The organism is Citrobacter sp. UYEF32 (genome assembly GCF_040546205.1).
GTDB lineage: Bacteria > Pseudomonadota > Gammaproteobacteria > Enterobacterales > Enterobacteriaceae > Phytobacter > Phytobacter diazotrophicus.
In genome coordinates, this window is the sequence record NZ_JBEPNI010000006.1 from 177,019 (window position 1) to 189,471 (window position 12,453).

Annotated in this window: 14 protein-coding genes; 7 read left to right on the plus strand and 7 right to left on the minus strand. The window is 53.8% G+C overall.

The annotated features are described in order from the left end of the window. The first annotated feature begins 245 nt into the window (after nucleotides 1-245). The 5 genes from ABIB59_RS18340 (at nucleotide 246) to cysE (ending at nucleotide 3,658) form a co-directional block, all read left to right on the plus strand. Nucleotides 246-677 carry a rhodanese-like domain-containing protein gene (locus ABIB59_RS18340; RefSeq protein WP_039080265.1) on the plus strand — a complete coding sequence of 144 codons (432 nt, stop codon included), beginning with the start codon at nucleotides 246-248 and terminating at the stop codon, nucleotides 675-677. Between the two features lie 143 nt (nucleotides 678-820). Further along, on the plus strand, nucleotides 821-1,072 hold the full coding sequence (grxC, locus tag ABIB59_RS18345; protein WP_039080134.1) for a glutaredoxin 3: 252 nt from the start codon (nucleotides 821-823) through the stop codon (nucleotides 1,070-1,072). Nucleotides 1,073-1,168: 96 nt separating this feature from the next. Further along, nucleotides 1,169-1,636, plus strand: a complete 468-nt coding sequence (secB, locus tag ABIB59_RS18350) for a protein-export chaperone SecB (RefSeq protein ID WP_039080135.1) — start codon at nucleotides 1,169-1,171, stop codon at nucleotides 1,634-1,636. Further along, nucleotides 1,636-2,655, plus strand: a complete 1,020-nt coding sequence (gene gpsA, locus ABIB59_RS18355; protein WP_039080136.1) for an NAD(P)H-dependent glycerol-3-phosphate dehydrogenase — start codon at nucleotides 1,636-1,638, stop codon at nucleotides 2,653-2,655. Before secB ends, gpsA begins: the two co-directional genes overlap by 1 nt. Before the next feature lie 181 nt (nucleotides 2,656-2,836). Next, nucleotides 2,837-3,658: a serine O-acetyltransferase gene (gene cysE, locus ABIB59_RS18360; protein ID WP_047372612.1), complete on the plus strand. Its 822-nt coding sequence runs from the start codon at nucleotides 2,837-2,839 to the stop codon at nucleotides 3,656-3,658. A 49-nt stretch (nucleotides 3,659-3,707) separates the two neighbouring features. Here the strand turns inward: cysE and trmL are convergent, their stop codons facing one another. From trmL to ABIB59_RS18380, 4 genes are all read right to left on the minus strand, one after another. Beyond that, nucleotides 3,708-4,181 carry a tRNA (uridine(34)/cytosine(34)/5-carboxymethylaminomethyluridine(34)-2'-O)-methyltransferase TrmL gene (trmL, locus tag ABIB59_RS18365; RefSeq protein WP_039080138.1) on the minus strand — a complete coding sequence of 158 codons (474 nt, stop codon included), beginning with the start codon at nucleotides 4,179-4,181 and terminating at the stop codon, nucleotides 3,708-3,710. 164 nt (nucleotides 4,182-4,345) lie between these two features. Next, complete coding sequence (gene lldD, locus ABIB59_RS18370) at nucleotides 4,346-5,533, minus strand: FMN-dependent L-lactate dehydrogenase LldD (RefSeq protein ID WP_354036509.1); 1,188 nt, start codon at nucleotides 5,531-5,533, stop codon at nucleotides 4,346-4,348. After that, nucleotides 5,530-6,306 (minus strand): transcriptional regulator LldR, encoded by a 777-nt coding sequence (lldR, locus tag ABIB59_RS18375; RefSeq protein ID WP_107222640.1) that lies wholly within the window; start codon nucleotides 6,304-6,306, stop codon nucleotides 5,530-5,532. The genes lldD and lldR overlap by 4 nt, the downstream gene beginning before the upstream one ends. A gap of 422 nt (nucleotides 6,307-6,728) precedes the next feature. Beyond that, complete coding sequence (locus tag ABIB59_RS18380; RefSeq protein ID WP_354036511.1) at nucleotides 6,729-7,091, minus strand: YibL family ribosome-associated protein; 363 nt, start codon at nucleotides 7,089-7,091, stop codon at nucleotides 6,729-6,731. Between the two features lie 137 nt (nucleotides 7,092-7,228). Between ABIB59_RS18380 and ABIB59_RS18385 the strand changes: the two genes are divergently transcribed. After that, nucleotides 7,229-7,447, plus strand: coding sequence for a hypothetical protein (locus ABIB59_RS18385; RefSeq protein WP_079496903.1), 219 nt, complete (start codon nucleotides 7,229-7,231; stop codon nucleotides 7,445-7,447). A 2-nt stretch (nucleotides 7,448-7,449) separates the two neighbouring features. On the opposite strand, the gene mtlR is transcribed toward ABIB59_RS18385, so the two are convergent. From mtlR to ABIB59_RS18400, 3 genes are all read right to left on the minus strand, one after another. Continuing rightward, on the minus strand, nucleotides 7,450-8,037 hold the full coding sequence (mtlR, locus tag ABIB59_RS18390; protein WP_103245146.1) for a mannitol operon repressor MtlR: 588 nt from the start codon (nucleotides 8,035-8,037) through the stop codon (nucleotides 7,450-7,452). Continuing rightward, nucleotides 8,037-9,185, minus strand: a complete 1,149-nt coding sequence (mtlD, locus tag ABIB59_RS18395; protein WP_039080144.1) for a mannitol-1-phosphate 5-dehydrogenase — start codon at nucleotides 9,183-9,185, stop codon at nucleotides 8,037-8,039. The genes mtlR and mtlD overlap by 1 nt, the downstream gene beginning before the upstream one ends. Nucleotides 9,186-9,321: 136 nt before the next feature. Continuing rightward, a complete protein-coding gene (locus tag ABIB59_RS18400) occupies nucleotides 9,322-11,232 on the minus strand; it encodes a PTS mannitol transporter subunit IICBA (protein WP_039080145.1) in 1,911 nt (636 codons plus the stop codon). A 538-nt stretch (nucleotides 11,233-11,770) separates the two neighbouring features. On the opposite strand from ABIB59_RS18400, the gene ABIB59_RS18405 reads away from it, so the two are divergent. Continuing rightward, a complete protein-coding gene (locus tag ABIB59_RS18405) occupies nucleotides 11,771-12,379 on the plus strand; it encodes a glutathione S-transferase (RefSeq protein ID WP_108700454.1) in 609 nt (202 codons plus the stop codon). The last annotated feature ends 74 nt before the right edge of the window (nucleotides 12,380-12,453 follow it).

Consider the following 12,453-nt stretch of genomic DNA (forward strand, 5'->3'; position numbering starts at 1 on the left):
TGCGACAACCTCATGCTCAAAGACGAAAAATTTGCGTAATTTTACTACAGCTGAATCGATAAAATAGCCGCAGAAGATCAAAGAATACCGCCGCAGGAGGTGAGGATTTCACGGCGTTGATGAATTTTTTTCGTAACAGTCCGCAGAAAATGCATTCCATTACGCTCGCTGGCTGTATTTGCTACACCGCACAGGTATACTCCTTTCCTGGTTTTTACTCACTGATTCGGGAGCTGTTACCCCCCATGCAAGAAATTATGCAATTTGTTAGTCGCCACCCCGTACTTTGCCTCGCCTGGGTTGTATTACTGGGGGCGGTGCTGTTCATGACGTTCAAAGGCCTCGCATCGAAAGTGAAAGTGATCACTCGTGGTGAAGCGACGCGTCTGATCAACAAAGAAGATGCTGTTATCGTGGACTTGCGCCAGCGCGATGATTTCCGAAAAGGTCACATCGCAGGCTCAGTGAATTTGCTGCCAACCGAAATCAAGGCCAATAATGTAGGTGAGCTTGAGAAACACAAAAGCAAACCGGTTATCGTCGTGGACGGCTCCGGGATGCAGGCTCAGGAACCTGCAAACGCACTGATCAAAGCCGGTTTCGAGCAAGTTTTCGTGCTCAAAGAAGGCATCGCAGGCTGGAGCGGTGAGAATCTTCCGCTGGTACGCGGTAAGTAATTTACCCGTCGTCTTTCATGCCGCAGGGGCGTTGGCTGCAATTATTCAACCTGGTCACTTACTAAGGTAAGCTCCTGGGATTCATAATTTTGCCGCCTTCCTGCAATATGAAATCCATTGGGTGAAACAACTGGAGCAAAGTCATGGCCAATATTGAGATCTACACCAAAGCAACCTGCCCGTTTTGCCATCGCGCAAAAGCGCTACTGAGCAGCAAAGGTGTTTCTTTTGAAGAACTGCCGATCGATGGCGACGCGGTGAAACGCGAAGAGATGATTAAGCGTAGTGGCCGTACGACGGTACCGCAGATTTTTATTGATGCACAGCACATTGGCGGCTGTGATGATTTATATGCGCTGGACGCGCGCGGTGGGCTCGATCCCCTGTTGCGTTAATGCATAGAAGAAGTGATTCACGTTGCGTCAAGGCCGACAAACAGAGGCAGCCTGAAGAATAAAGCGTATTAAGGACAACACTTAAGGGTTTTAGACATGTCTGAACAAAACAACACGGAAATGACTTTCCAGATTCAACGCATCTACACTAAAGATATCTCTTTCGAAGCACCGAATGCTCCGCATGTGTTTCAGAAAGACTGGCAGCCGGAAGTGAAACTGGATCTGGATACTGCATCCACTCAGTTGGCTGAAGGTGTTTATGAAGTGGTACTGCGTGTTACCGTTACCGCTTCCCTGGGTGAAGAAACGGGCTTCCTGTGCGAAGTACAGCAAGGCGGTATCTTCTCCATTGACGGTATCGATGGTAACCAACTGGCGCATTGCCTCGGTGCGTATTGCCCGAACATTCTGTTCCCTTACGCGCGTGAGTGCATCACCAGCCTGGTTTCCCGCGGTACTTTCCCGCAACTGAACCTTGCGCCGGTGAACTTTGATGCGCTGTTCATGAACTATCTGCAGCAGCAGGCTGGCGAAGGTGCTGAACAACATCAGGATGCCTGATGAACGCACGCAATGCTGAAATGACTGTGATCGGTGCCGGCTCTTACGGCACCGCTCTTGCCATCACACTGGCAAGAAATGGCCACCAGGTTGTTCTTTGGGGCCATGACCCGAAACATATTGCGACCTTACAGCATGACCGTTGTAACGCCGCTTTCCTTCCCGATGTCCCTTTTCCTGATACGCTTGCGCTGGAAAGCGATCTCGCTTGTGCTCTGGCGGCCAGCCGTAACATTCTCGTGGTTGTGCCAAGCCACGTGTTTGGCACTGTTTTACAGCAGATTAAACCGCTGATGCGCAGCGATGCGCGCATTGTCTGGGCCACCAAAGGTCTGGAAGCTGAGACGGGGCGCCTGTTGCAGGACGTGGCGCGTGAAGTGCTGGGCGATGAGATTCCTCTGGCGGTTATCTCCGGGCCGACCTTTGCGAAGGAGCTGGCGGCAGGGTTGCCAACGGCGATTTCTCTGGCGTCGACTGACCCGGTCTTTGCCGATGATCTCCAGCAATTGCTGCACTGTGGTAAAAGCTTCCGCGTCTACAGCAATCCGGATTTCATTGGCGTGCAGCTTGGCGGCGCGGTGAAAAACGTCATTGCGATTGGCGCAGGCATGTCGGACGGCATCGGTTTTGGCGCTAACGCCCGAACAGCGCTTATCACCCGTGGTTTGACCGAAATGTCACGTCTGGGCGCGGCGCTGGGTGCCGATCCTGCCACCTTTATGGGCATGGCGGGTTTAGGGGATTTGGTGCTGACCTGTACCGATAATCAGTCGCGCAACCGTCGTTTCGGTATGGCGCTGGGGCAGGGGATGGACGTGCAAACGGCGCAGGACCAGATTGGTCAGGTCGTCGAGGGCTACCGCAATACCAAAGAAGTTCGCGCTCTGGCGCATCGGTTTGGTGTCGAAATGCCAATAACCGAGGAAATTTATCAGGTATTGTATTGCGGAAAAAATGCGCGCGAGGCAGCATTGACCTTATTAGGTCGTGCGCGCAAGGACGAGCGCAGTAGTATTTAGCACATACGTCATCCTTCATGCTGCCTGGTTGTTGGCTTCGGCTGCGTACCTCAGTCATTTACTTATGTAAGCGTCTGGGGTTTCCAGCCTCGTCGTCGCGACACAGTAAGAATGATTTTGTGTTTATGTCCTCAGCCAGTTAAGCAGTGACTGGCTGAACTTATTACGTCTGGAGTAAGCAATGCCGTGTGAAGAACTGGATATCGTCTGGAATAATATTAAAGCCGAAGCCCGGGCGCTGGCGGACTGTGAGCCAATGCTGGCCAGTTTTTACCACGCAACGTTACTCAAGCATGAAAACCTGGGCAGCGCGCTAAGCTATATGCTGGCAAATAAGCTGGCATCACCGATTATGCCTGCCATCGCCATTCGTGAAGTGGTCGAGGAAGCCTATGCGGCTGACCCAGAGATGATCGCCTCAGCGGCCTGCGACATTCAGGCGGTGCGCACCCGCGATCCGGCGGTGGATAAATACTCTACGCCGCTTTTGTATCTGAAAGGTTTTCACGCGCTACAGGCGTACCGCATCGGCCACTGGCTGTGGAACCAGGGACGCCGCGCGTTGGCCATTTTCCTGCAAAATCAGGTCTCCGTATCGTTCCAGGTTGATATCCACCCGGCGGCTAAAATCGGGCGTGGCATCATGCTCGACCATGCTACAGGCATTGTGGTGGGTGAAACCGCGGTGATTGAAGATGATGTGTCGATTCTGCAGTCGGTGACGCTGGGCGGGACAGGCAAAACCAGCGGCGACCGTCACCCGAAAATCCGTGAAGGGGTAATGATTGGCGCCGGGGCGAAAATCCTCGGCAATATCGAAGTTGGCCGCGGTGCGAAAATCGGCGCAGGCTCCGTGGTGTTGCAACCTGTACCGCCGCACACCACCGCTGCAGGCGTTCCGGCGCGCATTGTCGGCAAACCGGAATCAGACAAACCCGCGATGGATATGGATCAGCATTTTAATGGGATTAACCACGGGTTTGAGTACGGCGACGGGATTTGATTGAGTGCCCGGAGGCGATGCTACGCGCCGCCCCCGGGAGAGCGCTGACTCAGCTTCGCAATACCGCGCCAGCATATCCTAACTGGCGCCAGGCTTCATACACCACTACCGACACCGCGTTAGACAGGTTCATGCTGCGGCTGTCCGGCATCATCGGAATACGGATTTTTTGTCCTGAAGGTAGCGCGTCCAGAATCGACATCGGTAATCCGCGCGTTTCCGGGCCAAACATCAGATAATCGCCGTCCTGATAACTCACCGCGCTGTGTGCTGGCGTTCCTTTGGTGGTGAGAGCAAACAGACGTTCCGGCTTTTCGGCCTCAACAAACGCGGCATAATCGTGGTGACGCTTCACGGCGGCAAACTCATGGTAATCCAGCCCGGCACGGCGCAGGCGCTTATCATCCCAGGTAAATCCCATGGGCTCGATAATGTGCAGGCGAAAGCCGGTGTTAGCGCATAAGCGGATGATGTTCCCGGTATTCGGTGGTATTTCTGGCTCGAATAAAACGATATTTAACATGCTGCCCCCTTGATAGCGGGGGGAGCATAGCAGAATTTTGCCCTCACCCTAACCCTCTCCCTGTGGCAGAGGGAACTTTCCCTCTGCCCGGTGTGAGACTGGGTGCTTTTTTCTCCCTCTCCCCGTGGGAGAGGGCCGGGGTGAGGGCATCAGGCAGCTCTTATTTAAGCCGCATCCCCCTGCGACAACGGTGCCAGCGCCGCCGGGATCTTATTCAGCTCCTGCACCAGCGAGTCTTTGCTGATTTCGCTGATGGATTTCGCGCCGGTCAGGGTCATCGCCACCCGCATCTCTTTTTCGATCAGATTCAGCAGGTTTGTCACCCCGGCGCGGCCATGTGTCGCCAGCGCGTATAGATAAGCGCGGCCCAGCAGCACCGTATCTGCGCCCAGCGCAATCATCCGCACCACGTCCAGCCCGTTGCGAATACCGCTGTCCGCCAGAATTGCGATATCGCCTTTCACCGCATCGGCAATGGCGGGCAATGCTCGCGCGGAAGAGAGCACGCCATCAAGCTGACGCCCGCCGTGGTTCGACACCACAATCCCGTCTGCGCCAAAGCGCACCGCGTCCCGCGCATCTTCGGGATCGAGGATCCCCTTGATCACCATCGGGCCATCCCAAAACTCGCGGATCCATTCAAGGTCTTTCCAGGATATAGAGGGATCGAAATTGTTGGCCAGCCAGCCGATATAATCTTCAAGCCCGGTGGGTTTACCCAGGTAGGTCGAGATATTGCCTAAATCGTGCGGTCTGCCATGCAGACCCACATCCCACGCCCATTGTGGATGCGTCACTGCCTGCCAGTAGCGGCGCAATGCGGCGTTTTGTCCACTCATGCCGGAATGGGCATCGCGGTATCGCGCCCCGGGTGTGGGCATATCGACAGTAAAGACCAGCGTGGAACACCCCGCCGCTTTGGCGCGCTCCAGGGCGTTGTGCATAAATCCACGGTCGCGCAGAACATACAACTGAAACCACATCGGGCGCTTAATGGTCGGTGCTACCTCTTCAATCGGACAAACAGATACGGTCGATAAGGTAAACGGTATGCCTTTCGCATCCGCCGCGCCTGCCGCCTGGACTTCCCCCCGCCGCGCGTACATGCCGCATAATCCCACCGGGGCGAGCGCAACTGGCATAGACAGTTTCTCGCCAAAGAGGGTGGTCTCCGTGCTCAGCGCTGACATGTTTTTCAGCACCCGCTGGCGTAGAGCAACCTGACCCAAATCCTCCACGTTCCGACGCAGCGTGTATTCTGCATAGGCACCACCGTCAATGTAGTGGAACAGGAAGGGGGGCAGTATGCGTTGGGCGGCAGCGCGGTAGTCGCTGGCGGCGGAAATGATCATGCTGGGTCTCCAAAAGAATGCGGATGCCGTTCATTGGGCAGGCGAGTGATGCGCGCGCTGCGCGCCTGGTCTTCATCAAACTGACGAATCGTGGTGTGAACAAAACCAAGGTGCGCCATCATCGCTTCGCGGGCGCCATCGGCATCTCCGGCAAAAATGGCGTCCATAATTTCACGGTGCTGCACGGTGAGCTGCGTAAAGACCGGGGGAACCTGGTACATGCGCTGGCGGCTCTGTTTCACCGAGCTTTGCAGCAGGTCGAAAAAGCCGCGCATGGTTTGCAGCAGTACGATATTGTGCGACGCTTCGGCAATTGCCAGGTGAAAGCGGACGTCCGCTTGTGACGCAAGATCCGGGTCCTCGGCCAGGGTGGCCTCAAAGCACAGACGAATTTTTTCTTTCTCGATGGGTGTGGCGCGTAAGGCCGCATGCCAGGCGGTGCTGCCTTCAATGGCATGGCGCGCTTCAAGGATATCGAAGCTGTAATCCGGGTCATCTTCAAGCAGCGTTTTTAACGGCTGCACAATGTTCTGTTCCGACCATGCCTCATGCTGCCAGCGCACGAACGTGCCGCCGCCGTGGCGACTCAGCAAAACGCCTTCGCTGATGAGTTTTGCGATGGCTTCGCGCAGAGAGTTGCGCGACACGCCAAGTTGCAGGGCGAGCTGGCGCTCAGAGGGCAAACGCATGCCCGCCTCAAGCCCTTTTTCACGAATAAGCGTTCTGATTCGCCGGGCAACATCCTCAGAAAGCCGTTCAGCAATCGCGGTCATGGTCTGCTCCGTGTCAGTCAAATTCGGGGGAAAGTGGTACTGCCAGTTAGCGGCAGCACAATGCCATTAGCACAAGGTTAATTGGCTGGTTTGTAATGGCAATGTTAATTTTATGTGATTTTGCGGGGTGTGAAGTGACGCGCATAAATGCGTAAAGTGGTAGGGCCACTTGAAATCCATTTCATCAGACTCTCTTGCTTGCCCGTTTGAACCTGGGTAGTGCTCAAACAAAACGCAGAGCGTTTTGAACGCCCTCAGGCTGTCCCGTAGGGATAAGCGAAGCGCAGAATCCTCACGTGCTCCGTGTACGCTCCGGTTTTTCCGCGCAGTCCAGGCTTAAACTTCCTGCGCCGATTACGCCTGGTGGGATGGATTTTTACGCAGAAAAAGGGCTCCCCTTCGGTGAAGAAGGGGAAGCGGGATCAGAAATCGGTTTTCGAGAAGCCTGTCATCTCTTTGAGGCCCATTTCGCGGCCCAGCGCGGTCATCGGGTGCACAACAATAATACCCCGCACGCTTTTTTTCAGCTTGCCCAGATCGGCCTGCTCTTTTTTGGTGATGGCGCGCTTGAACGGCATGCTTACCAGCTTTTGTGCTTCTTTACTGAGTTTCTGGCTGTACTGGCCACACAGACGTTCAATTTCAGTTTCGATAGTCGCTTTTTCTTTCTCCAGCTCCGCATATTTTTCGGCGGATTCCACCAGCGGCAAACCGGCCTGCTGGTGACGGATAGCGTCCAGACGGTCACTCAGGCGTTTAATTTCGTTCTTTTCAACTTCTTTCATAGGAATGTATTTCTGCAGATTAAAATATAAGGATACCGCATTGCGGCGAACAACCCCAGAAAAGCACGGAAACACTAAAAGTATCCCGCATGCAGGTCCATCTTTGTTTTACGGTTGGGCAAAAAGGAGAGGAGAAAATGGCTAAATTAGGTGACTACACCCCACAAATCATCGATAAAGCGATCGATTTTATGGCTTCAAGCCAGGCGTTCCGTGAGTACCTGGCGCATCAGCATAAGAAAGACCGTGTTCCTGATGATATTCCCACAGATAAGGTCGATATGTACCGTGAAAGGCTGGAATATTATCGCCATCTTTATCGGCCTGCATGTGTTCATGAAGAAGAGACAGAGTAAGCTTATTTCTGGAATGCTTTTTTCAGGCTGATTCGGGAAATCAACTCCGTCAGGGAAAGCACCATGGTTGAACGAACGACCTGCTGGTAACGCTGTTTTTGCATAGCAAACAGGTCGGGGTCGCTGGTATCAAAGGGCGGTGTTGCAGGCAGCGCCGCCACGCAGTGCAGTTCGCCAAACGGCCCCAGGATTTCATCATCCGTGAAGGCGTATTCAGTGCCGTCGTGATTCAGTTCTTCACGTAACGCCATCAACAATTCCGCATCTTCATACTCATGCCGACTGATTACGCCAAGCCCATAAATCAGTTTTAAGCGCACGGACAAATTGCCCAGCGGTCCATCTCCGTCAAGCAACGGCTCTACAGCATATTTCACTGCATAGTCGTCTTTGCGGAAGACCTGAAGCACCAGGATATTCACCGCCTCGGTCAATAACTCGACGGCGGCAATCAGAAAGCTTCGTACGGTTTTGCCAGCATTCAGACGCTCGAGCACACGGTTTTCGAAAGCCTGTGTTAGTTCCATTATTGCCTGCATATCTGACAATCTTGTTAACAGGCGCGGGATGTCCCGCGCCAAACTCGGCATCATGCCTTTGCGTTGTATGCGTTAACAGCTTCGGCTACCACGTCGCTTGCTGCGTCCAGACCGGAGATCTGCACCAGCGCGGCCTGTGGGCCTTTTTCTTCAATTAAGGTCGCTAATTCCTGCGCCTGCGGATCCTGTTCACTGCGGTAATGCATGGCAGCGGCGATACCTTTTACCAGGTTCGCGTGCGGTAAACCATATTCCAGCGTGCCGAGCAGCGGTTTGATCAGACGATCGCCTGCGCTCAGTTTACGCAGCGGCTGACGGCCTACGCGCTCAACATCATCTTTCAGGTATGGGTTCTCAAAACGACCAAGGATTTTTTCGATATACGCGGCGTGTTTGGCAGCATCGAAGCCGTAGCGCTTGATCAGAACCGCGCCACTCTCTTCCATTGCGCCTTTCACCACTGCACGGATGCTGTCATCCAGAATGGCGTCACGAATGGTCTGATGACCGGTCTGTTGTCCAAGGTACGCGGTTATAGCATGCCCGGTGTTCAACGTGAAGAGCTTGCGCTCAACAAACGCCATCAGATTGTCGGTTAATTCCATGCCTGGAATGTTTGGCAGGTCGCCAACAAATTGGGTTTTATCAACAATCCACTCGCTAAAGGTTTCTACGGTCACTTCCAGCGGATCGTTAGTTGCAGATTCAGAAGGCGGAACAATGCGGTCCACTGCGGAATCAACGAAGCCGACATGGGCTTCAACCCACGCTTTATCTTCTGCTGCCAGCGCATTGAACACATGGCCTTTTAACTGAGAGGTGCCGCGCACCATGTTCTCACAGGCGATGATATTCAGCGGGGCTTCTACGCCCTGCGCCTTACGTTTTGCCAGGCCTTTGGCGATGGCCGGGGCGATACGCTCCAGAACCACTGGACCAACGGCGGTTGTCACCAGATCAACAGAGGCAATCAGATCAACCACATCGTCGCCGATGCTGCTCACCGCATTGACGCCGGAAACGGTGTCTACCTGCTCTTTTTCACCAACAACGTGAACCTGATAGCTATGACGGGCATTAAGGGCGTCGAGAACCACCTGATTAACATCGGCGAATGTCAGCGTAATCCCCGCGTCAGCCAGCAGTTTGCCGATGAAGCCACGTCCGATATTACCTGCGCCAAAATGTAATGCTTTCATAGAATTAACCTTAATCAATGTTTTTACCCGAGAGGGCTGGGGTGAGGAACCACATGAAATTATCCTCACCCTAACCCTCTCCCTGAGGGAGAGGGGAGGTGTCTCCCGGATGCGCTTCGCTTATCCGGGACCAGGGTTACGCTTTCAGCAGCGCCAACACTTCTTCAACGCTGTTGGTATTTGCCAGACGCTCGATAACGGTTTCATCATCCAGTGCGTTGGTCAGGCTGGTAATCACCTGAATGTGCTCGTTATTGCGCGCAGCGATACCGATAACCAGACGGGCGATGTCATCCTCTTCTTCACCGAAGCGCACGCCTTGCGGGTACTGGCAGAATACTACGCCGGTTTTCAGCACACGATCTTTCGCTTCAACGGTGCCGTGCGGTACCGCGATGGACTCACCCAGGTAAGTCGGGGTCAGTTTTTCGCGTTCCAGCATCGCTTCAACGTATTCCGGCTGAACATAACCGCCTTTCACCAGTTGTTCGCCGGCAAAACGGATAGCTTCTTCTTTGTTACTGGCTGTACGACCCAGGAACACATTGTCTGCGCCCAGCTTGAACAGGTTGCTGTCGCCAGCATCAAAACTATCCTGCAAGCTGGTCTGAACCTTTACGCTGTTGTCCACGTGGCGCTGTGCGGCAACCAGGCGTTCAGTCAGGTTGGTGTACAGGCCGCTGTCCAGGAAGTTGGTCAGCGAAATGTGCTGTGCCTGAGGAGCCTGACGCATAGCGCGCTCGGTCAGGTCACGGTGCGTAATCACCAGGTCAACGTCAGACGGCAGGCTGTTGATAGCGCTGTTGGTCACAGAGATGTTGGTCAGACCGGCATCCTGAACTTTCTTACGCAGCACACCGGCACCCATTGCGCTGGAGCCCATACCGGCATCACACGCAACGATGATTTTACGAACGTGGCTCAGGTCGTTGGTCACGTCGCCAGCGGCCAGCGGGGTAGCGCCTTTAGACTGTGCTTTCATGTCCTGTACACGACGGGTAGCCGCTTCGATATCGTCATCTTCTTCTTTCACTTTGCTGGTTTTCAGCAGAATCGCGGAGATAACGAAGGAGACGATCAGCGCAGCAAAGATAGCCACGAGGTTCGCGAAGTAAGTGCCTTTCGGCGTCATTGCCAGTACGGCCAGGATGGAACCCGGAGAAGCCGGAGAAACCAGGCCGCCGTTCAGCACGCTCAGCGTGAACACGCCAGTCATACCGCCGAGGATTACCGCCAGCAGCAGACGTGGGTTCATCAGCACGTACGGGAAGTAAATTTCGTGGATACCGCCCAGGAAGTGGATGATAGCCGCGCCGCCAGCAGACTGACGAGCACTACCACGACCAAAGAACATGTACGCCAGCAGAACGCCCATCCCCGGACCCGGGTTGGCTTCGATCAGGAAGAAGATAGACTTGCCGAGGTCATGAGACTGCTGAATACCCAGCGGCGAGAAGATACCGTGGTTGATGGCGTTGTTGAGGAACAGGATTTTCGCCGGTTCAACAAAGATAGACGCCAGCGGCAGCATGTCGTGCGCCACCATGAAGTTAACGCCAGCAGCCAGGCCTTTGGACAGAACTTCAACCGCAGGGCCGATGCCTTTAAACGCCAGCAGTGCCAGAATCATACCGATGATGCCAGCGGAGAAGTTATTCACCAGCATTTCGAAACCGGATTTGATCTTACCGTCAACAGCGGCGTCAAATTTCTTGATGCACAGGCCGCCCAGAGGACCGGCAACCATTGCACCAAGGAACATCGGCATATCAGCACCGACGATAACACCCATGGTGGTGATTGCACCTACCACACCACCACGATCGCCACCCACCAGACGACCACCGGTAAAACCGATCAGCAGCGGCAGCAGGAAAGTAATCATTGGGCCGACGAGTTTCGCCAGCGTTTCGTTTGGTAACCATCCTGTAGGAATAAACAATGCGGTAATAATACCCCACGCGATAAACGCGCCGATATTGGGCATTACCATGTTGCTGAGGAAGCGACCAAAGCTTTGCACTCTGATCTTGATATCGGATGACATAAAACACCCCTTCTTATGTTTGCTATCTCACAGGCCGGAAGCCCGAGGTTTTGTTGTTAACGTGGCGGCAGAGGTAGCCGGACCCATGATCTGTGCTGCGAAATCTCGCACCGAATCGATGAACTGTCCAGATGGTGCTAATTTGTGTGATAAAGATCACGTTAATGCAGGGGGTACACCATCCAATGAAGTGATCTTCGTCACAAAAATTATGTGTAAAAAAAGAACAAAGGCTAAAATTTCACCGCCATGTGCCTGTTAATGTGATGTTAATCACAATTGTTAGCGGTGAGTTTGTTGTTTGTTTGTGATCTAAATCACAAGATATTTTTGCCAGGAGTTTTCCGAGTGTGATCGGTCGCAAACTGTGGTTTTTCCTGGCCTGAGCCACTGTAATTCCCTTTCACTTTTCGCGTGGCTGCGAAGGCAAGACGTAACGCACTATAGTCAGAGCAGTTTTCACATTTATGAAATGGTCAGCGCGCGCTTTGGTCGGGTAGTACATACTTACTGTTTTGTTGGCGAAGAGGAGAAGGCAATGAAACTTATCGGCAGCTATACCAGCCCTTTTGTACGAAAAATATCGGTCATCCTGCTTGAGAAGGGCATCACCTTCGAATTTGTGAATGAACAACCCTACAACGCTATTAACGGCGTGGCGCATTACAACCCGTTGGGAAAAGTACCGGCCCTGGTAACCGATGACGGTGAAGTGTGGTACGACTCGCCGATCATTGCCGAATATATCGACCTGTTGGGTATCGCTCCGGCCATGCTGCCTGCCGATCCCAAAGCCGCGCTGAAAATTCGTCAGATTGAAGCGCTGGCGGACGGTATCATGGATGCGGCGCTGGTTTCCGTGCGTGAGCAGGCGCGTCCGGTGGCCCAGCAATCGGAAACGGAGCTCTCACGCCAGCGCGAAAAAATCAATCGCGGCCTCGACACCCTGGAGAGCTATATCAACGAAGGGGCATTACGCGTTGATGAGATGAACCTCGCCACTATCGCCATTGCCTGCGCCATTAGCTATCTCAATTTCCGCCGTGTCTCCCCTGGCTGGTGTGTCGATCGTCCGCAATTGGTTAAAATGGTGGAAAATCTCTTTCAGCGTGAAAGCTTTGCGCGCACAGAACCGCCAAAGGATTGACGCCCGTTATGTCAGGCTGAACCAAGTCGCTGTACAATCCCCCTCATGTCGAATCCCTCTCCCATCGGGAGGGG